General features: G+C 71.7%; 20 protein-coding genes. 7 read left to right on the top strand and 13 right to left on the bottom strand.

Translation table 11 applies throughout. The features are described from left to right. A complete protein-coding gene (locus ABIA33_RS10115) occupies positions 1–1080 on the top strand; it encodes an ABC transporter ATP-binding protein (RefSeq protein WP_370079502.1) in 1080 nt (359 codons plus the stop codon). A gap of 49 nt (positions 1081–1129) precedes the next feature. Here ABIA33_RS10115 and ABIA33_RS10110 read toward each other — a convergent pair whose 3' ends face one another. The 11 genes from ABIA33_RS10110 to ABIA33_RS10060 form a co-directional block, all read right to left on the bottom strand. Continuing rightward, entirely contained in the window at positions 1130–1435 is a 306-nt protein-coding gene (locus ABIA33_RS10110) for a putative quinol monooxygenase (RefSeq protein ID WP_370079458.1), read from the bottom strand. A gap of 35 nt (positions 1436–1470) precedes the next feature. Beyond that, complete coding sequence (locus ABIA33_RS10105; protein WP_370079456.1) at positions 1471–2472, bottom strand: DUF6777 domain-containing protein; 1002 nt, start codon at positions 2470–2472, stop codon at positions 1471–1473. A gap of 463 nt (positions 2473–2935) precedes the next feature. Further along, entirely contained in the window at positions 2936–3958 is a 1023-nt protein-coding gene (locus tag ABIA33_RS10100; RefSeq protein WP_370079454.1) for a serine/threonine-protein kinase, read from the bottom strand. Further along, on the bottom strand, positions 3958–4518 hold the full coding sequence (locus ABIA33_RS10095; RefSeq protein ID WP_370079452.1) for a hypothetical protein: 561 nt from the start codon (positions 4516–4518) through the stop codon (positions 3958–3960). The genes ABIA33_RS10100 and ABIA33_RS10095 overlap by 1 nt, the downstream gene beginning before the upstream one ends. Positions 4519–4521: 3 nt before the next feature. Then, entirely contained in the window at positions 4522–6849 is a 2328-nt protein-coding gene (locus ABIA33_RS10090) for an FHA domain-containing protein (RefSeq protein WP_370079450.1), read from the bottom strand. Between the two features lie 81 nt (positions 6850–6930). Next, positions 6931–7680, bottom strand: coding sequence for a DUF427 domain-containing protein (locus ABIA33_RS10085; protein ID WP_370079448.1), 750 nt, complete (start codon positions 7678–7680; stop codon positions 6931–6933). 91 nt (positions 7681–7771) lie between these two features. Beyond that, positions 7772–8425, bottom strand: coding sequence for a DUF6629 family protein (locus tag ABIA33_RS10080; RefSeq protein WP_370079446.1), 654 nt, complete (start codon positions 8423–8425; stop codon positions 7772–7774). Between the two features lie 312 nt (positions 8426–8737). Continuing rightward, positions 8738–9292: a DoxX family protein gene (locus ABIA33_RS10075; protein ID WP_370079444.1), complete on the bottom strand. Its 555-nt coding sequence runs from the start codon at positions 9290–9292 to the stop codon at positions 8738–8740. A gap of 78 nt (positions 9293–9370) precedes the next feature. Continuing rightward, a complete protein-coding gene (locus ABIA33_RS10070) occupies positions 9371–9961 on the bottom strand; it encodes a GNAT family N-acetyltransferase (RefSeq protein WP_370079442.1) in 591 nt (196 codons plus the stop codon). Between the two features lie 59 nt (positions 9962–10020). Continuing rightward, on the bottom strand, positions 10021–10446 hold the full coding sequence (locus ABIA33_RS10065; protein WP_370079440.1) for an ankyrin repeat domain-containing protein: 426 nt from the start codon (positions 10444–10446) through the stop codon (positions 10021–10023). Positions 10447–10457: 11 nt separating this feature from the next. Beyond that, positions 10458–10583 carry a hypothetical protein gene (locus tag ABIA33_RS10060; protein WP_370079438.1) on the bottom strand — a complete coding sequence of 42 codons (126 nt, stop codon included), beginning with the start codon at positions 10581–10583 and terminating at the stop codon, positions 10458–10460. A 318-nt stretch (positions 10584–10901) separates the two neighbouring features. On the opposite strand from ABIA33_RS10060, the gene ABIA33_RS10055 reads away from it, so the two are divergent. The 6 genes from ABIA33_RS10055 to ABIA33_RS10030 all read left to right on the top strand — a co-directional run bounded on the left by ABIA33_RS10055 (position 10902) and on the right by ABIA33_RS10030 (position 17838). Continuing rightward, positions 10902–11096: a hypothetical protein gene (locus tag ABIA33_RS10055; protein WP_370079436.1), complete on the top strand. Its 195-nt coding sequence runs from the start codon at positions 10902–10904 to the stop codon at positions 11094–11096. Positions 11097–11180: 84 nt separating this feature from the next. After that, positions 11181–12761 carry a hypothetical protein gene (locus tag ABIA33_RS10050; RefSeq protein WP_370079434.1) on the top strand — a complete coding sequence of 527 codons (1581 nt, stop codon included), beginning with the start codon at positions 11181–11183 and terminating at the stop codon, positions 12759–12761. Positions 12762–13071: 310 nt separating this feature from the next. Next, entirely contained in the window at positions 13072–14514 is a 1443-nt protein-coding gene (locus tag ABIA33_RS10045) for an amino acid permease (protein WP_370079796.1), read from the top strand. 404 nt (positions 14515–14918) lie between these two features. Then, positions 14919–15725: a glycerophosphodiester phosphodiesterase gene (locus tag ABIA33_RS10040; protein ID WP_370079432.1), complete on the top strand. Its 807-nt coding sequence runs from the start codon at positions 14919–14921 to the stop codon at positions 15723–15725. 31 nt (positions 15726–15756) lie between these two features. Next, positions 15757–17169: an MFS transporter gene (locus ABIA33_RS10035; protein ID WP_370079430.1), complete on the top strand. Its 1413-nt coding sequence runs from the start codon at positions 15757–15759 to the stop codon at positions 17167–17169. A 294-nt stretch (positions 17170–17463) separates the two neighbouring features. After that, complete coding sequence (locus tag ABIA33_RS10030) at positions 17464–17838, top strand: RNA polymerase-binding protein RbpA (RefSeq protein ID WP_370079428.1); 375 nt, start codon at positions 17464–17466, stop codon at positions 17836–17838. A gap of 166 nt (positions 17839–18004) precedes the next feature. On the opposite strand, the gene fxsA is transcribed toward ABIA33_RS10030, so the two are convergent. After that, a complete protein-coding gene (gene fxsA, locus ABIA33_RS10025) occupies positions 18005–18604 on the bottom strand; it encodes an FxsA family membrane protein (protein WP_370079426.1) in 600 nt (199 codons plus the stop codon). A 142-nt stretch (positions 18605–18746) separates the two neighbouring features. Continuing rightward, positions 18747–19532, bottom strand: a complete 786-nt coding sequence (locus ABIA33_RS10020) for a polyprenol monophosphomannose synthase (protein ID WP_370079424.1) — start codon at positions 19530–19532, stop codon at positions 18747–18749. Positions 19533–19559 lie beyond the last annotated feature (27 nt).

Raw genomic sequence — 19559 nt, 5'->3', positions numbered from 1 at the left:
ATGGCCGTGCTGAACGAGGCGACAACGGGCGCCGACGGTCCCGTACCGGTGCCCGGGCCGCAGGGCGAGGCACTGCTGGAGGTCAGCGGTCTGGTCAAGCACTTCCCCATCAAGAAGGGGCTGCTGCAGCGCCAGATCGGGGCGGTCCGCGCGGTGGACGGCATCGACTTCGCCGTCCTGCCGGGCGAGACCCTGGGCGTGGTGGGCGAGTCCGGCTGCGGCAAGACCACGACGGGGCGGCTGCTGGTGCGACTGCTGGAACCGACGGCCGGCACGGTGCGCTTCGAGGGGCGGGACATCAGCCACCTCAGCCGCGGGCGGATGCGGCCGTTGCGCCGCGACATCCAGATCATCTTCCAGGACCCGTACTCCTCACTGAATCCGAGGCACACGATCGGGACCATCGTCGGCGCGCCCTTCCGGCTCCAGCACGTGAAGACCGAGGGCGGGGTGAAGAAGGCCGTGCAGGAACTGCTGGAGCTGTGCGGGCTCAGCCCGGAGCACTACAACCGCTATCCGCACGAGTTCTCCGGCGGGCAGCGGCAGCGCATCGGCATCGCCCGCGCGCTCGCCCTGCGGCCCAAGATGATCGTCGCCGACGAGCCGGTCTCGGCGCTGGACGTCTCCATCCAGGCGCAGGTGGTCAATCTGCTGGACGACCTGCAGCAGGAACTCGGCCTCACCTACGTGATCATCGCGCACGACCTGTCGGTGGTCCGGCACGTCTCCGACCGGGTGGCGGTGATGTACCTCGGCAAGATCGTCGAGCTGGGCGAGCGGGACTCCCTCTACCGCTCCCCCATGCACCCCTACACGGTGGCGCTGATGTCGGCGGTACCGGTGCCCGACCCCAAGCGCAAGGAACGGCGGGAGCGCATCCTGCTCACCGGGGACGTCCCCTCGCCGATCAACCCGCCGCCGGCGTGCCGCTTCCACACGCGCTGCTGGAAGGCCCAGGAGATCTGCCGGTTGGAGGAACCGCCGCTGCGCGAGCTGAGGACCGGGCACGTGGTGGCCTGCCACTTCCCTGAGAACGTGGTCGGCTCGGAGTCCGACGCGGCGCGGACCGGCGCGGGGTAGACCGACCGGTCTTGGACTGGTCGGTCTTACGACCTGGGGAGCGATAGCCTCAGCTGTTCGCCGCGACGAGCCCGTAGTCGGTGAAGACGACCGGGCCGCCGACCAGCTCCGGCCGGTAGACGGCTTCGAACTCCCGCACCGCCTGGGACCTGCCGTGCGCCTCGTGCGCCGCCTCGTCCTCGAAGATGAACAGGTGGACGAACTTCGTCGGCTCGTCCTGCTGCTGCCAGGCTGCGTACATCCGGGTGCGGGGCTCGTTGTCGGTGACGTACTGGACGAACGTCCTGACCGCCGCGACGACCTTGTCCACGGCCGCTGCTCTCACCTGGTAGTGGGCGGTTTGATAGATCGGCACCAAAGGCTCCTTCGGTCGGTGGCTGGTGCGGGAGTTCAGGAGGGCGGAGCGAGTTGACTTCCGGTCAGCGGCGAGACCGCGGCGGATGAGCTCGTGGTGAGCGAGCTCGCCGCCGAGGACGAAGTCCCGCTCGACGCCGCGGACGACGAGCTCGGTGGTCCGGAAGAGGACGCCGAGGGCGAGGGCGACGGGGAGGGCGAGGACGAGGGAGACGTCGGCGAGCCGGAGGAAGCGCTCGGCGACGGGCTGCCCGACGGGCTGCCGGACGGGCTGGACGACGCGCTGGACGACGCACTCGACGACTCAGTCGCCGTGGGGCTCGGCGGCGGCACCCGGTGGTCCGTCTCTCCGGCACCCCCCACGGGGCGGGAGAACCACGCCCCGGTCGACGGGTCGAAGAGCACGATCACGGTCACCTGCGTCACTGACGGCACGACGACCACGACGTCCGTCGGGCGGAACGACGGCCAGGCGGTACCGGTGAAGGTCTCCGAGGAGTCCAGCCCGACCGGCGGCAGCAGCGGATTGCCGCAGGCGCACCGCGCCCGGGGCAGCCCGCGCGGATCGATCAGTACCGCTGTGCCCGCCTGCAGCACGGACTGGAACTCGGTCGCGGCGCCGTTGCTGAATCCGTGGTTGGTGACCCGGGTGTCCATGCGCAGCACCACGGCGGTGAGCGAGCGCAGATAGGGCGCGATGGAGTTCTGCGAGATGCCCTCGACGCCCGCCCAGGCCCTTCCCTTGTCCGGGTTGGCGACGAGGAAGGCGGAGAGCTGCGCCACGTCGCAGCTGGAGAGCCGCTCCGTCCCTCCGTAGAGGCCGACGTCCGAGCCGTGCACGCTGCGGTTGCCGGTGGTCGAGGCACCCGATCCGGGGGCGGCCGACGCGGAGGCCGTGGCCTTCCCGGCCACCGAGGGGGTGAAGGGGTCCGGCCCGGTCGAGCCGGCCGGCTGCAGGGTGACGGCCTGGGCGGTCGACGGCCTGGTGAGTACCACGGCCAGCACGGCCGCGGCCGCCACGACGGCTGTCGCCAGCACGAGCCCCCATCCGCGGCGCCACCAGGGGCGCGGTGGCCCGCCGGACGAGGCGGCGGAGACCCGGTAGGGGCCGGGAGGCTGCGAGGGCGGCCCGGACGCCTGGGTCGGCGGGCCGGACGGCGGCACCGGCCCCGGCCGGCCCCCGGACGGGGAACCCGGGACCTGCCCCGACGCCGGTGGGTTCGACGAGGGGCCCGAGAGAGGGCCGGACGGTGGACCTGACGGTGGGCCGGACGGGGGCCCTGACGGCGGTTGGGAACTCACGAGCCTTGCCTCCCAGGCATGGACGACCGGCGCCGCAGTGATGTGCGACCCGTCTGTACCCCACCGGGCGGCAGGGAGACTCGGGAGCTGCTCTCCCGGCCGCCCGATCGCGCCCCTTCCCGCATCCCCAATTGTCTGCACCCGATCCCGGTTGCCCGCAACCGCGGCGAACCCGCCTGGCACTGCGTCACAGGAGGAGTCACGGCAGGAACGGCCGGCCGGACGCCGACTCCCGTACTGCGAACACCGGAGTCGCCCACTGCGGCGGCCGGGGCGGCACGGGCGGCTCCGGGGGCGGTAGCCGGAGCGCCGGAGCCACCTCGGTCGGAGCCCAGCCCACCTGCGGCCGGCCGGCGTGCGGTCCGCGGCCCGCCACCGCTCGGCGGAGGGCGGTGACGAAGTCCAGGCAGGTGTCGTAGCGGTCGTCCGGCGACTTGGCCAGCGCCCTGGCCATGGCCTGGTCCACCTCGACCGGCAGCTCGGGCCGGTGGGCGGTCAGCGCCGGAGGCGGGTCGTGGAGATGGGCCCAGAGCAGGGCGAAGTCGTCCTCGCGCCGGAACGGGGTCACGCCGGCCAGGCTCTCGAAGACCACGCAGCCCAGGCTGTACACGTCGCAGCGGCCGTCGACGGGGCGGCCGGAGATCTGCTCGGGCGCCACGTAGTCGACCGTGCCCACGAACTGGCCCACGGTGGTGAGGCCGGTCAGCGAGAGCGATTTCTTGGTCAGGCCGAAATCGGTCAGGTAAACGTGCTCCGGATGGTCGCTGTCGGTTCCCTCCGCCACCAGGATGTTGCCGGGCTTGACGTCCCGGTGCACCAGCTCGTGCGCGTGCGCCGCGTCCAGGGCGGAGGCCACCTGGGCGGCGATGCGGACGGCCTGGCGCACGGAGAGCGGCCCCGCGCGGTCGAGCAGCGCCCGCAGGTCGCGTCCCTGCACGTAGCGCATCGCGATGAAGAGGATCCCCTCCGCCTCCCCGGCTTCAAAAACCGGGACGATGTGCGGGTGGTCGATGGCCGCGGCGACCCTCGACTCGTGCTCGAACCGCTTCCGGAAGACGTCGTTGCGGGCGAGTTCCGGCGCCAGCAGCTTGACCGCGACCGTTCGGCCCAGAGCCAGGTCCCTGGCCTGGTAGACGACGGCCATGCCGCCATGGCCCAGTTCGCGCTCCAGTCGGTAGCCCGCGATCTGTCGGCCGATCATGCCGTCGGTCGTGGCGGGCATCAGGGGTCACCCACTTGGGTGGGCGAGGGGCCCGGTGGCGGGCTGGGCTCCTCGACGCCGTCGTCGGCGGCGGCGGGCGGCACGTCCACGGTGGCGTAGGTCTGCAGTTGCAGCCCGTCGCTGTAGTACCAGCGGCCCTGTTCGAGGTCCAGCAGCCAGGCGCCGTCACCGTCGACGACGGCGCCGAGCCGGAACCCCCGGGTGCGGCGACGGAAGGTCTCCAGGTCCGTCCGCCCGTCCGCGAGCTCGTCGACCTGCCGGCGGTACTCCGCCAGGGCGTGCTCGACCCTGGCCAGCAGCGGGCGGGGATCCTCCGTACGGGTGAGCGGCTGCTGGGTCCCGGGAGGGCTGTGCGGCAGGGCGACGAGCAGCCGGCCGTCCACCCAGGTGGACCAGTTGTTGGAGCAGACGACCCGGGCCCAGTCTCCCCGGTTCTCGGCCAGCTGCACCGGGAGCAGCGGATCGAGCCGGGCGGACGGATCGGACGGGTCCGGGCTGGCCCAGGTGGGCAGGCCCTCCGGCGGCACCACGTGGGTCGGCTGGAACTCGAGCGTGTTCACCGGCTATCTCCGCATGACGGCGGGTTCGTGCCGGCGCAGCAGGCGGGAGACGAAGAAGGCGAGCAACGCGGACAGGACGACCAGCATGCCCATGTTCAGCAGCCAGGTGCCGGGTTTGTGCGCGAACAGCGGGTCGGAGGTGAGTTTCCCCGGGACGATCTGGTGCAGGTCGATCGTGCCGGCCATGGCTCCCAGGGCCCACCGCGAGGGAACCAGCCAGGACAGCTGCTGGAGCCCGGGAACGCCGTTGAGCGGGAGCAGCGCACCGCAGAACACCACCTGCACGATGGCGAGCAGCACCAGCAGCGGCATGGTCACCTCCTCCTTCTTCACCAGAGCGGAGACCAGCAGGCCCAGCATCATCGCAGTGAAGGAGAGCAGGGCGACGGCGAGCGTGATCTCGATCAGGGGAGGCAGGAAGACGCCCCCGCCGTGTGGTCGGAGCCGGACGCCGAACAGCGCCACCATGGTGAGGACGAACGCCTGGACGACGGTCACCGCTCCGAGGACCACGACCTTCGAGCAGAGGTAGGCGGAGCGCGACAGGCCGACGGCGCGCTCACGCTGGTAGATCACCCGTTCCTTGACCAGTTCGCGCACGGCGTTGGCCGCTCCGGTGAGCACGCTGCCGACGCAGAGGATCAGCAGGGCGTTGAGTGCCGTGGTCTGGGTCAGCCGGCTGCCGGCGAGGGCGTGCGCCATGGCGCCCATGACGAAGGGCAGCGCCACCATGATGACGAGGAAGGTGCGGTCGGCGGCGAGGGCTGCCGCGTAGCGCCGGATCAGCGTGCGGAGCTGGGATCCCCAGCTCTGGGCGGTCGGGGAGGGGAGCGAGGGCCTGGCCGAGGTGACGCTCCGTCCGGCGTGCTCCATGGCCGAGGAAATGTACTGGCGGTAGGGGTTGGAGTTCCGGTACTCGCCCGCCCAGTCGCGGTCCGCATCGTTCTCGAACGCCTCGAACGCGTCCGGCCACCCGGGGAAGCCGAAGTAGGGGAGGGTCTCGCCGGGGGGACCGTAGAAGGCGATCCGGCCGCCCGGGGCGAGCAGCAGCAGCCGGTCGCAGACGTCGAGGCTGAGCACGCTGTGGGTGACCACGATGACGGTGCGGCCGTCGTCGGCGAGGCCGCGCAGCATGTGCATCACCGAGCGGTCCATGCCGGGGTCCAGGCCCGAGGTGGGCTCGTCGAGGAAGAGCAGGGAGGGCTTGGTGAGCAGTTCCAGGGCGACGCTGACGCGTTTCCGCTGGCCACCGGAGAGGCTGGAGATGACCTGGTCCGCCCGCTGCTGGAGCCCGAGTTCCTCGATCACCTCCTCGACCCTGGCACGTCGCTCGACCTTGGCGGTGTCGCCGGGGAAGCGCAGCTCGGCGGCGTAGCCGAGGGCCCGGCGCACGGTCAACTGGGTGTGCAGGATGTCGTCCTGAGGCACCAGGCCGATGCGCTGGCGGAGTTCGGCGTAGTCCCGGTAGAGGTCGCGGCCGTCGTAGCGGACCGTTCCCTCGTCCGCGGGCCGCAGCCCGGTGAGGGCGTTGAGCAGCGTGGACTTTCCCGCGCCGCTCGGGCCGGCCACGGCCAGCATGCTCTTCTGCCCCACCGGGAAGGAGACGTGGTCGAGGAGGGTGCGCTGTTCCTCACCCATGCGGACGACCAAACCCTCGACATCGAGGGTGACCTCGCCGGTGTCGACGAACTCCTGGAGCTCGTCGCCGACGAGGCAGAAGACGGAGTGGCCGATGCCGACCAGGTCGCCCGGACCGACCAGGGCCTGGATCACCGGCTGGCCGTTGAGGAAGGTGCCGTTGTGGCTGGACAGGTCGACGATCTCGTAGCGTCCGTCCTCGCGGGCGCGAAGCTCGGCGTGGTTCCGGGAGACTACGAGGTCGTCCACGACCAGGTCGTTGCCCGGGGCGCGGCCGATCCGGATGGTGCGGGCCGGCAGTTCGCGGATCCTGGTCGGCTGCCGGAACGACCCGGTGATCGACGTCAGCGCCGAGGGGGTACGCAGGCGGCCCGTCGGGCGGGGGAGGTCGCTCAGCGCGGCCCAGGGGCCGTCGGTGGGATTGCCGAAGCGCAGCAGACAGCCGGGGCCGACGTCGAGGTGCCGCACCTGGCGGCCGTCGGTGTAGGTGCCGTTGGAGCTGCCGATGTCGTCCAGCGTCCAGTGGCCGTCACTCACGTGCAGGACGGCGTGGTGCCAGGAGACCCGGGGGTCGGCGAGGACGATGTCACTGAGCGGGTCCCGCCCGACGTTGTAGGAGCGGCTCGGGCTGATCAGCTGCGAGTCACCGTCGGTCTCAAGCAGGAGCTGCGGCGCGGCGGGAAGCTCTCCCATGGACGCAATTTTACCGCCGGGGGCTGGTCGGCGCCCGGGCAGCGGGCTGCTCGCGGGCGCCGACCGGACTCCGGTGCAGCGTCAGCTGAACGGCGTCCGCGGCTTCTCCTGCAGCACGCCGTCCACGTACAGGTCCACCTTCTCGTTGTAGAGGGCGGCCAGGCCGGCGATCTTCTGGCTCTCCGGGAGCGGCGTGCGGTAGATCCACACCAGGTCGCGGTGCAGGGTGTCGCCGACCTGCAGCGACCAGTAGGCGGCCGTTCCCTTGTAGGGGCAGTGGCTCTGCGTGTCCGACGGCCGCAGCAGGTCCATTCGCAGGTCGGTGATCGGCAGGTAGTAGCGCGGCGGCAGCCCGGTCTCGAAGAGGATGCGCGGCTGGCGGGACTCGGCGACGGTGACTCCGTCGACCTCGATCTGGACGTGCCTGCTGCTGCCGAGAACGTCGACCCGGGTGTAGGGGTCGCGCGGGTGGACGTAGATGGGCTCGTCCTCCTCGAACCAGTCCAGCGCGTCGAAGTCCAGCCGGACCAGCTCCCGCAGCGGCTCCAGGGGCGAGTCGGGGTAGCGCCGAGCGGCGCCGGTGACCGTGCGCTCCCCCAACCGGATGTCGTAGACGTGCCCGTCACCGCGGCTCGGTGACCGCTCGACCTTGCCGGTGTCGTCGAGTTCGGCCCGGACGTCCTCCAGCGGCAGGTAGTACGTCGGGTAGTAGGGCTTCTCCCATACCAGGGCCGGCCGGACGGTGTCGGCGACGAGGCCGCCGTCGAGAAACGCCCGGACCCGCTTGGAGCCGGGCTCGACGCGCACGCGTCCGCGAGCGGACTCAACCATGGTCGTGCTCCTTTCCGAGGGGCTTCCAGCCAAGCACAGCACCGCCGCCCGCCCCACCGCTACCGCAGGACTGCTGACATGTCCGTAGGGATCAGCCGTCGCCGAACAGGTGGCCCGCGGGCCGCGTCCGCCGGACCCAGCGCAGCACGAACAGGCTGCTCACCGCAGCCAGGGCGCACCAGGTGGAGACAAACGCGGCCTGCCACAGCGTCACGCAGACGAGCGCCCCGACACCGGAGACGACGCCGAGCAGACGGATGTCTCGCTGACCGCAGGCCAGCAGCGCCCCGACCGTGGCGACCAGGTACCCGGCCGTGACCAGCGGCGCCATCTGTACGCCCACGCCGTAGCGCAGCGTGTGCCCGACGGCCTCGGCCGTGACCGGCCCGGTGGCCACCGCGCGGGCCAGCGCAGCCGAGGTCACCAGCCCGACCAGGACGAAGCCGAGCATCCGGCGCCGACGTGCGGGGTCCACCACGCACAGGACCGCGATCGGGACCAGGGCGGGGAGCAGCGGGTACGCGATGCCCGCCCACAGCGTCCGCGCCGCTGCCGCCTCCCCCGTGCCGATCCGCCCCTCCTGCCCCCACCAGACCAGCGCCTCGATCAGTTGGTGGACGCCGAGGATCAGCGGCAGCGCGGCCAGCGGTAGATCGCGGACCCTGCGGGTGCTCGCCACCGCCGCGGCACCTACCAGGGTGACCACACCGCCCGCGACCAGGTCAGCAGTCGAGTTCCAGCACATGGCGTCCCGCCGTCCCGCCGTCGCGCCGGAACCGGCTCCCGTCCGCGGGAGGCGGCCTTGTGCACGACACTACGCCTTAGACCGACCGGCAATTGGAGGGTGGGTGAAGGAGCAGGTCGAGGGAGGGGGCACCCCCGGACGAAGTTTGGGGGAGAGTCTGGGCGGGGCGGAGGAGGGAGCCATTGCGGAGCACTGGCGACTGACGACAACCCGGCCAGGCGAGAGCCTCCCCCACCCTTCGGGCGGGAGGTGCCCCCTTGCATGCGACGCCGCCCTCCATTTGCCGGTCGGTCTTAGGTCGTGCGCCGCCGCTCACAGCGTGTCGTCCGACTCGTCGTCACCGTCCGGCCCGGGTACGGGCGCTGCGGCGGCGGCGCGGCGGCTGACCACCGCGCCTGCGGCGGCGGCGCTGGCGGCGAAGGCGAGGAGGACGACGGCTGCGCCGTTCATACGATGGCCGGTCAGGTGGTCCAGCGAGTACCTGCCGGGTCCGGTGATGCCGATGCCCGCCGCGACGAAGCCCAGATAGGCCGGGTACTCGTAGCCGCCGGACTGGTTGAAGAACCCGGCCGGGACGTGCACGGACACGGCACCCGCCATGGCGCCCGCGGCGGCGGCGCCGGCGGCGGGGGTGGCCAGCCCGAGGGCGAGCAGCATCCCGCCTCCCGCCTCGCCGAGCCCTGCGGCGAGCGCGCTTCGCCCGCCGGGACTGAAGCCCATGCGCTCCATCGCCCCGGCCGTGCCCTGGAGGCCGCCGCCGCCGAACCAGCCGAAGAGCTTCTGCGAGCCGTGCGCGAACAGCACCCCGCCGGTGCCGAGGCGCAGCGCCAGGAGTCCGAGGTCCTTGCGGTCAATGCAGCAGGGCATGGCGCGGCCTTTCCGGCGGCTGGGGCAGGAGTCTGTGCCCACAGTCTGCGGCCCGGTCCGGGTCGCCGCCCGCTCCGGCTAGCCCATCCGGGCCTGGGCCGCGACGGGCGCGCCGGTCCGCTCGGCCTGCGGCTCGGTGTGCTGCCCAGGCTGCCGGTCCGCCTGCCGTTCGGTCGCCGGCCCGGGTTGTTCGTCGTCCAGCTGCTTGGCCAGGCAGACGCTGTCCGGGTGGTCGCGGTAGATGCCGAACTTCTCCGTCGGGAGGTAGCCCTCGGACGCGTACAGCGCGAGTGCCTCGGGCTGCTTGTTCCCCGTCTCCAGGACGACGCGGCGCCGCCCGGCGCGGCGGGCCTCGTCCTCGAGGAAGCGCAGCATCAGCCGGGCGAGTCCGCGCCCACGCGCCGAAGGAACGGTGTACATCCTCTTCAGCTCGGCGTCGCCGTCGGCGAGGCCCTGCTCCCCCGCCTCGCGAGCGCGCCAGGCACCCGTGCCCACGGCACGGCCCTCCTGGTCGTAGACGACGGCGAAGAGCCCGCGGGGCAGCTCGAAGTCCGCAGGCTCCACCGGGGTGAGGTCGACATCGCCGTAGCGGCGGACGTACTCCTGCTGGACCTCCGCGACGAGACGCCGGGCGTCGGGATGGGCGTAGCCCACGACTCGAATATCCATCCGAAGATCCTAACCGGACGACTCGGTCGCGCCTTCCGGTCGCGCCTTCCGGTCGCGCCTCAGTAGGCCGCGAAGCGTTCCACCAGCGCGGTGCGGCCGAACATCTCCGCCGTCGCGGCGGCCGAGGGCTGGCCGGCGTGCGGGTCGGCTCCGCCGGCGAGCAGCGCCTCGATGACCGCGTCCTCGCCCTTGAAGACAGCGCCGGCGAGCGGCGTCTGCCCGCGGTCGTTGGCGCGGTTGGCATCGGCCCCGCGTTCGAGCAGGGTCCGGACCGCGTCCGCGTGGCCGTGGTACGCGGCGAGCATGACGAGGCTGTCGCCCCGCTCGTTGCACAGGTCCACGGGCGCACCCGCGTTGACGTAGGCCGCGAGTGCGGGAGCGTCCCCGGCACGGGCCGCATCGAAGACGCGTCCGGCGAGCTCCACCACCTCGGGGTCGACCGCCTCGTCGGCCGCTCTCAGTCCAGGGTCCACCGGCTCAGTCATCACGCCGCTCCTCACTCCCGCTCGACGCCCGCACGGTCGTGCGAGCCACGCCATTGTGCCGGGTCCAGGCCCTCAGGTACCTGGAATGGGTCGGCGAGAGTGAAGCCGATGGCGGTCGGGCCCGTGCCGCGCAGCACGACACGCCGCTCCTCGGCGTCCGCCTCGCTCGGGCGCGCCCCCGGGCGCCCGCCACGGCACCCATACGGGCGAACGTGCCGCGCGTCGCGCGGCGACGGCCCCGGGTGGCGGGACACGATCAGCACCAGGGCGGCCACCAGCGGCCCGCAGCCCGCCGCGGCTCTCGAAAACCACCCATTTGCGGCTATCCGTCAGCTATTACTTTTTGTCACCATAAAGAGACATTCTGTGATGGACTGCTGGCAATCCTGTCCCGGCGCCACCCCACGGCGTCGCCCACAACCCAGAGCAATGTCCCCGCACCCGAGGAGCCCACCGTGATCCTCTCCGTCTCAGGAGTCGTCCTGCTCGGCGTCGTCGTCTTCGTGTTCGCCCGCAAGGACGGCCTGAAGATCTCCCATGCCCTGGTCTGCGCGCTCTTCGGCTTCTACCTTGCGGGCACCGCCATCGCCCCCAGCATCAAGGCCGGCAGCGCGAGCCTTGCCAGCCTCCTCGGCGGCATCAAGTTCTGATCAGGTCCCTGACCGTGACCGACCGCGCCCGTCTGCGTGCGCCCTTGCCCGTCCCCAGCAACAGCACCGCTGCCGGAGAGACCGATGACCCTGACCGAGCATCTCGCCCGTGGGCGCGAGTTCGCACGCACCGCCGGCGACCACGCCGCTGACATGTTCGGCCCGCTGCTGACCATCGGCCGCGGCCTGCGGTCGCACGGCCGGTGGACCGTGAGGTGGTGGGGCGGCCTGCCCAAGGACCGCCGCGGCCCGGCGGTCCTCCTGGCCGCGGCCGCGGTCGCCGCGATCGCCCTGCTCCCGTACGGGCCACTGCTCGCACTGCTCGCCCTGATGAGCAGTGCCGCCTGGGCCGGGCGGGACCGCGCGCCGGCCGCCCCGCCCGCCCCCGACACCACCCAGCTGAAGCTCGCCGCGATCTACACGGCGCTCACCCCGTACCTCGTGCACGACTCCGACCCGACTCCGCTCTACAGCCACGGCGGCGACTTCAAGGACGCCTTCGGCAGCTGGGAGTTCGACGCGGAGGGCCGGCTGGCCACGCTCGACCTGCGCTACCCCGCCTATTTCACCGACACCGAGCCGCACGCCCGTGCGCGCATCGAACACGTGATTCACAGCAAGGCGGGGCGCAGCCGCGAGTACCGCTTCACCTGGGACGAGGAGACCAACCACCTCCAGGTCGCCGCGCTGCCCCCGCTCCCCACGGACATCGTCGCGCAGCCCTACGTCACCGCCCACGGCGAGGTCGTACTCGGTTTCACCGACACCGCCAGCACCAACCGGATGATCCCGGTACGGCAGGGATCGGGCACCGCCCACCAGCCCCCGGTGCTGTGGCGGACGGGACCGCGCTCCAGCGAACCGCACCTGCTGGCGCTCGGCACCCACGGCCAGGGCACGTCCACGCTGCTGCGGTCGCTCGCCCTGCAGGTCCTCCCGTACGGCGACATCGTGGTGATCGACGGCGCCGGCACCGGCGAACACGCCTGCCTGGTCGGGCGGCCGGGCGTGCACACGGTCGAGACCAGCCTGCACGGCGCGCTGGCCGCGCTCGAATGGGCGGTGCACGAGACCCAGCGCCGCCTGGACGCCCACAACCTGGCGAAGCGCACCGGCGGCACTCCCCCGCCGGACACCACCCGCCCGCTGTGGCTGATGCTGGACCACCCGGTGGAGCTGAGCGAGCTGTCCCAGGCCGAGGACCGGCCCGACCCGCAGGACCTGCTGGAGATCCCGCTGCGGCACGGGCGCACCGCGCACATCACCGTCGTGGTCGTCGACCACCTGGAAGCGCTCGACCGGATCAAGCCGACGGTGCGGTCCGCCACCCGCGCCCGGGTCGTCCTGGGCGCCCTCGACCCGGACCTCGCGCCGGAGGCCCTGGGCGCGCCGCTGGACATCACCCCGTCCAGCCACACGCCCCCCGGGCGCGGCTACGCCCACCTGGGCGTCAATCCCCCTGTGCGGCTTCAGGTCCCGGCCGCGCCGGACCCGCTGGACGAGGAGACCCCGCCGGACCAGCGGGACGCCGTGATCGCGCTGCTCCCGCACGACGACAGCCGGACCGAGGCCCCCGCGATGCTGTCCCTCGCCAAGCCGGAGAGCGACGAGGAGCGCACCGGGGAAATCGAAAAACCTGTTCCCTCGGCCCTGCAACTCCCCTGACATACCGTCAACCAGCAGGCAGATCAACCATGCTGAGCCCCCGGCGGTCCCGCCGGGGGCTTCTGCTCCGTATACGACGACTGGCGCACCCTCTTGACGGCCCCTCCGGATGCAGGCTCAATAGTGCGCCAATGGACTGCTCTCAGACCATTGAGCAGCCCGCACCCGACGAGAGGTGCACATGTCCTCAGAGCCCGCCCCCGCCCCTGCCCCCACTCCTCCCCCCGCCCCGGCCGACAGCGCCCCTGCCCGCACCGCCGACGAACAGCGCCTGCACGAACTCGGCTACGCCCAGGAACTCTCCCGGACCATGTCCGGGTTCTCCAACTTCGCCGTCTCCTTCACGATCATCTCCATCCTCTCCGGCTGCCTCACCCTCTACGGCTACGGCATGATCACCGGCGGACCCGTCCTCATCGTCTGGGGCTGGCCCTTCGTCGGACTGATGACCCTGCTGGTCGGCCTGTCGATGGCGGAGGTGTGCTCCAGCTTCCCGACCGCGGGCGGCCTCTACTACTGGGCCGCCAAGCTCGCCCCGAGCCACGGACCGCTGTGGAGCTGGTTCACCGGCTGGTTCAACTTCATCGGCCAGGTCGCGGTCACCGCAGGCATCGACTTCGGCGCCGCCCAGTTCCTCAACGCCCTGCTCGACATCCAGGGCTGGTTCACCGCCACGCCCGGCCACACCGTGCTGCTCTTCGGGCTGATCCTGGTCCTGCACGGGGCGCTGAACACCTTCGGCGTGCGTCTGGTCGCACTGCTCAACAACATCAGCGTCTGGTGGCACGTCGTGGGCGTCCTGCTGATCGTGGGCGCACTCGCCATCGCCCCCGCCCATCACCAGTCCACCTCCTTCGTCTTCACCCACTTCGCCAACACCACCGGCTGGCACAGCACCCTCTACGTGGCCGCCCTCGGCCTGCTGCTGGCGCAGTACACCTTCACCGGCTACGACGCCTCCGCCCACATGACCGAGGAGACCCACGACGCCGCCCGCTCCGGGCCGCGCGGCATCGTCATGTCGATCGTGGTGTCGCTGCTGGCGGGCTGGGTGCTGCTGATCGGCATCACCTACGCGATCCAGAACTACGCCGGCGAGCTCGGCAGCTCCACCGGCGTGCCGCCCGCGCAGATCTTCATCGACGCCGTCGGAGCCACCGGCGGCAAGCTGCTGCTGCTCGTCGTCATCGGCGCCCAGCTGTTCTGCGGCATGAGTTCGGTGACCGCCAACTCCCGGATGATCTACGCCTTCTCCCGCGACGGCGCGCTGCCCGGATCCGCGCTCTGGCACCGCATCAACGGGCGCACCCGCACCCCCACCAACGCGGTGTGGCTCGCCGCCGCCGGAGCCTTCGTGCTCGGGCTGCCCTACCTGTGGAACGCCACCGCATACGCGGCGGTCACCTCCATCGCCGTCATCGGCCTCTACATCGCCTACGTCATCCCCACCTTCCTCCGGCTCCGCCAGGGCGACGCCTTCCAGCGCGGGCCATGGCACCTGGGCCGCTGGAGCGGGATCGTCGGCGTGCTCGCGGTGGGCTGGGTCGTGATCATCACCGTGCTGTTCATGCTCCCCCAGGCCAGCCCGGTGACCGTGCACACCTTCAACTACGCGCCCATCGCCGTCGTCGCAGTGATCGGCTTCGCCGGGATCTGGTGGGCCGCCTCAGCCCGGGAGTGGTTCACCGGGCCCAAGGTCCAGGGCACTGCCGAGGAGCTCGCCGCCGTCGAACGCGACCTCGGTACGGTCTGAGACGTCGGTACGGTCCGAGACGAAGGTGTCCCGCTGCTCCCCCACAGAGCAGCGGGACATCGTGTGCCCTGGCTGAGCACCACCTCCGTCCAGGGCCACACCAGAATGGCACGTACACGACTGTTCGTGAGCGGAGTACTTTGGCGGGAAGCCGCCTGGCGAACGGCCGCCAGCCGCCGGAGCCCGGATGACGGGCGGGCGACATCCTCTGTTCATCCAGGTCGCCGACGTGGGCGACCGTCAAGCGGGGCGCGCACCCCGATCGGATGAATCGGCTCCGCGGCAGCCACGCGGAACGCTACGACGGCCACCCGGGCCGGCCCGGCATCCGGCCTCGAACCCCTGTCGTAATCCGATCGCGGAGGACCCCCCACCACGCCGTGCCGGGATGCATACTTCTGCCCGTGAACAGCCGACGCCTCCCGCGCCACCCCTTCCTGGACAACCCAGGACCGCTGGCCTTCGCCCATCGCGGCGGCGCGCTCGGCGGACCCGAGAACTCGATGGCGGCGTTCTCCCGCGCGGTCCGGCTCGGCTACCGGTACCTGGAGACGGATGTCCACGCCACCTCGGACGGCGTCCTCGTCGCCTTCCACGACAGCCACCTGGAGCGGATGACCGACGGGGTCGGCGCCATCGCCTCACTGCCCTGGCGCGCCGTCTCCACCGCGCGGATCGCCGGACGCGAGCCGATTCCGCGCCTGGACGAGCTCCTGGGCGCCTTCCCGCAGGCGCGCTTCAGCATCGACGTCAAGGCGCCCGGCGCGGTCCGGCCCCTCGCCGACGTCATCCGCCGCGCCTCCGCCTGGGACCGGGTCTGCGTCGGCTCCTTCTCGGACGGACGGCTCGCGGCAGTCCGCGCGGCGGCCGGCCCGCGACTCGCCACCTCGCTGGCCCCGCGCGGCGTCCTCGGGCTGCGGCTGCGCTCGCTCAGCGGCCCGGTGCCGGTGGACCGGGTACTGGGGGCAGCGGCCCGCAGACAGGCCGTCTGCGTCCAGGTCCCGGTGCGCTGGCCCGCCTCCGGCCTCCCGGTCGTCGACCGCCCCTTCGTCAACGCCGCCCACCGGCTCGGCCTCCAGGTGCACGTGTGGACCGTGGACACCCCGGAACAGATCCACGCGCTCCTCGACCTCGGCGTGGATGGCATCATGGCGGATCGCATCGACATCCTGCGCGATGCACTGATCCAGCGCGGAGCCTGGTCCCAGTAAGTCCGACCGGCCCAGGGGGAGTACGTCGCACGTGAGCACCCATCAGAACCCGGTCGTCCCGGCGCCAGGAGCCGTCAGCGACGCCACGGCCACCGGGGACACCCAGGCCGCGCGCACGCTGCGCCGCCAGCAGTACGGCTGGTACCTCAACGACTGGGCCAACGCCGCCTTCTCCGCGACCGTCCTGACCGTCTTCCTCGGCCCCTACCTGACCACCGTCGCGGGCAACGCCGCAGACGCCCACGGCGACGTCCACCCGTTCGGCATCCCGGTACGGGCAGGCGCGTTCTTCCCGTACACCATCTCCGCCTCGGTGCTGCTCTCCGTCGGCGTGATGCTGCTCGCGGGGGCGGTGGCCGACCGCACCGGCCGGCACCGGCGGATGCTGGGCTGCTTCGCCTACCTGGGCGCGGCGGCCACTCTCGGCATGTTCTTCCTGCGCGGGGACCGCTACCTGCTCGGCGGGGCGCTGCTGCTGGTCGCCAACATCTCCTACGCGGTGTCGGCGGCGCTCGCCAACTCCTTCCTGCCCGGACTGGCCGCACCGGACGACCGGGACGCGGTCTCGTCCAAGGGCTGGGCCTTCGGCTACGCGGGCGGCGGTCTGCTGCTCGTCGTCAACCTGGCGATGTTCGAGGGCCATGCCGCCCTCGGCCTCTCCTCAGGTACGGCGGTACGGCTCTGCCTGGCCTCGGCCGGCGCCTGGTGGGCGCTGTTCACCATCGCCCCGATGCTGCGCCTTCCCGCCCGGCCGCGAACCGGCGTCGCCCGGCCTGCCGGCGGCGAGCAGGCGGGGAGCAGCTCCGGCACGCTGCGGGAACTGCTCTCGACCCTGCGCGGGATGCGGCGGTTCCCGCTGACGCTGCTCTTCCTGGTGGCCTTCCTCTGCTACAACGACGGCATCCAGACCGTCGTCTCCCAGGCCTCCCTGTACGGCAGCGCCGAACTGCACATGGGCCAGACCACGCTGGTGGTGGCGATCCTGCTGGTGCAGATCGTCGCCATCGGCGGCGCGTTGCTGCTGGGGCGGCTGGCCCGCCGCTACGGCGCGAAGCGCACCGTGCTCGGCTCGCTGGTCGGCTGGGTGTTCACGCTGACGCTCGGCTATCTGATGCCCGCCAGGCAACCGGTCTGGTTCTTCGTACTGGCGTGCCTGATCGGACTGGTGCTCGGCGGCAGCCAGGCGCTGTCCCGGTCGATCTTCTCGCATCTGATCCCGGCCGGCCGCGAGGCCGAGTACTTCAGCCTCTACAAGATCAGCGACCGGGGCACCAGTTGGATGGGCCCGTTGGTCTTCGGCCTCGCCTACCAGCTGACCGGGAGCTACCGCTCGGCGATCATCTCGCTGCTGGTCTTCTTCGCCATCGGCTTCGCACTGCTGCTCCAGGTACCGGTCCGCCGCGCCATCGAGGCGGTGGGCAATCCGGTCCCCGAGCGACTGTGAGATACCAGTCACATCGCGTCCGCAGCCGAGTCGCGGACGACAGACAGCCAAAAGGCCGCTAGTGTACGCCGCAAACAGCCTTTCGGTATGGTCACGGCACGCAAAATGTCAGCAACTTAGGGTGACATCAGCGTTCAGATGTGACAAATCGGGCAGGTGTGGGTACAAACAGGGGCGGCACGACGGAAGACGCTGGTCCCGAACGGGAATCTTCGACGGTTGCCGCACGTTGCACCAACCGACGAAGACAGCGACATCCAGTCCTGTGGGCCATAAGCCCGGGAGGCACGATTCATGAGTGAGCGAGCTCTCCGCGGCACGCGACTCGGGGCCACCAGCTACGAGACCGACCGCGGCATCGATCTGGCCCCGCGCCAGACCGTCGAGTACGCATGTCAGAACGGACACCGCTTCGAGGTGCCGTTCTCCGTAGAGGCCGAGATTCCGACCGCGTGGGAATGCCGTTTCTGCGGCAGCGAGGCACTACTGCTCGACGGCGAGGAGCCGGAGGAAAAGAAGGCGAAGCCTGCCCGGACGCATTGGGACATGCTGATGGAGCGGCGTACGCGTGAGGAGTTGGAGGAGGTCCTCGCGGAGCGGCTCGCCGTCCTGCGGTCCGGCGGCATGAACATCGCCGTCCACCCGCGCGACACCCGCAAGTCCGCCTGATCCAGCCCGCCCGCCCCCTGGGGCGGGCACGACAGGGCCCGGGTTGCAGCGCTTCCAGTAAGCGCCGCGTCCCGGGCCCTGTCGTATGTGTCCGCGTCGGCTTGAGTCCGCGTCTGGGTCCGCGTCGGCGTCGTTCGACTCAGCGCCGGCGGTTCGTGGCGCCCGCTCAGCGCAGCTGGTCGCGGCCGCCGCCGTAGCCGTACGGGTCCTCGGGGGTGTGCTCCTGCCCCCGCTCCTGCGACGGCGGGTCCACGACCTCGCCGACGATGACCTCTCCCGGCACGACCTTGCCGTCCGGCCGGTGGATCCGCAGCTGCTCCTGCAGCCGGTAGGCGTCGCCCAGCGGTCCGCTGCGGCGCAGCAACCGCTCCGGGATCCGGCGCAGCAGCGCGGAGGTGGGCGGGAAGAGGCAGGCGAGACCCAGCACGTCCGACAGCAGCCCGGGCAGGATCAGCAGCAGCCCGCCCGCGATGAGGACCGCCGTGCGCGTCTCGGAGGTGACGGGGTCGCCGCTGGGGGCCCCGCCGCGCATCCCCGCGGCGGTCGAGCGCAGCGCCCGCAGCCCGGCCCGCTTGATCACCCAGCCGCCGAGCACGGCGGAGGCGATCAGCAGGCACAGCAGGCCGAACCACCCGATCAGCTGAGCCGCTGCGATCAGCAGCCAGATCTCCAGCACGACCCAGGCCGCCACGACGAGGGGCAGGAACCGACGCACCCCGCGCGGGCGGGGGCGACCTGTCCCGCTGTTCGCTCGTACCTGGCTCACGGTGCCGTCCACTTCCCTGGGTCCCACGTGCCTCGCGCACGCCTGCGCCCTGGTCAACGTGCGGGACCGGGCGCATGTTCCGCCCGGGACCCGCTGCCGACCAGGGTGCCGGGTGTGCCGGCTCACCGCGGCCGGACCGGCCCTACGCGTCGCGGTCGGGGACGGGTGCGGGAATGCGGCCCAGGCGGCTGTTGATGCCCCAGGAGGTGACCCGGAACAGTGCCTCGACCACGATGTTGCGGCTCATCTTGCTGGCGCCGAACTCGCGCTCGACGAACGTGATCGGCACCTCCGCCACCCGGTAGCCGGACCGGACCGCGCGCCAGGCCAGGTCGACCTGGAAGCAGTAGCCCTGGGACGCGACCTCGCTCATGCCGAGGCCCAGCAGGGTCTGCTTGCGGAAGGCACGGTAGCCGCCGGTCACGTCGCGGATCGGCACCCGCAGCATGATCCGGGAGTAGGTGCTGCCGCCACGGGAGAGGAACTCGCGGCTCTTGGGCCAGTTGACGACCCGCCCGCCCGGCACCCAGCGCGAGCCGAGCACCAGGTCCGCGCCACGCAGCGCGGTCAGCAGGCGCGGCAGTTGCTCAGGCTGGTGCGAGCCGTCGGCGTCCATCTCGACCAGGACGTCGTAGCCGTTGCTGATCCCCCAGCGGAAGCCGGCCAGGTAGGCCGCCCCCAGTCCTTCCTTGCCCTTGCGGTGCAGCACCTGCAGGTTGGGGTCCTCGGCAGCGAGCTGGTCGGCCGCCTCGCCCGTCCCGTCAGGGCTGTTGTCGTCCGCGACCAGGATGTGCGCCTCGGGCACCGCCGCGCGCACCCGGGCGGTGATACGGGAGATGTTCTCGATCTCGTTGTACGTCGGGATGATCACGAGGATCTTGCCCAGGTCACCAAAGGTCTCGGTGCCCTCAGTGGTGCTGTCCGTCACGGACCGGCCCCTTCTTCAGCATCGTCA

The organism is Streptacidiphilus sp. MAP12-16 (assembly GCF_041262165.1).
Classification (GTDB): Bacteria; Actinomycetota; Actinomycetes; order Streptomycetales; family Streptomycetaceae; genus Streptacidiphilus.
The sequence above is the reverse complement of the archived record's forward strand: the minus strand, read 5'-3'. Positions and strand labels throughout refer to the sequence as shown.

Bases quoted from the DNA above. Each gene is read 5' to 3' on its own strand.
- ABIA33_RS10070 (WP_370079442.1), bottom strand. From the start codon at position 9,961: ATGGATATTCGAGTCGTGGGCTACGCCCATCCCGACGCCCGGCGTCTC.
- ABIA33_RS10050 (WP_370079434.1), top strand. From the start codon at position 11,181: ATGACCCTGACCGAGCATCTCGCCCGTGGGCGCGAGTTCGCACGCACC.
- ABIA33_RS10115 (WP_370079502.1), top strand. From the start codon at position 1: ATGGCCGTGCTGAACGAGGCGACAACGGGCGCCGACGGTCCCGTACCG.
- ABIA33_RS10030 (WP_370079428.1), top strand. From the start codon at position 17,464: ATGAGTGAGCGAGCTCTCCGCGGCACGCGACTCGGGGCCACCAGCTAC.
- ABIA33_RS10100 (WP_370079454.1), bottom strand. From the start codon at position 3,958: ATGCCCGCCACGACCGACGGCATGATCGGCCGACAGATCGCGGGCTAC.
- ABIA33_RS10085 (WP_370079448.1), bottom strand. From the start codon at position 7,680: ATGGTTGAGTCCGCTCGCGGACGCGTGCGCGTCGAGCCCGGCTCCAAG.
- ABIA33_RS10080 (WP_370079446.1), bottom strand. From the start codon at position 8,425: ATGTGCTGGAACTCGACTGCTGACCTGGTCGCGGGCGGTGTGGTCACC.
- ABIA33_RS10065 (WP_370079440.1), bottom strand. From the start codon at position 10,446: ATGACTGAGCCGGTGGACCCTGGACTGAGAGCGGCCGACGAGGCGGTC.
- ABIA33_RS10075 (WP_370079444.1), bottom strand. From the start codon at position 9,292: ATGCCCTGCTGCATTGACCGCAAGGACCTCGGACTCCTGGCGCTGCGC.
- ABIA33_RS10045 (WP_370079796.1), top strand. From the start codon at position 13,072: ATGTCCGGGTTCTCCAACTTCGCCGTCTCCTTCACGATCATCTCCATC.
- ABIA33_RS10090 (WP_370079450.1), bottom strand. From the start codon at position 6,849: ATGGGAGAGCTTCCCGCCGCGCCGCAGCTCCTGCTTGAGACCGACGGT.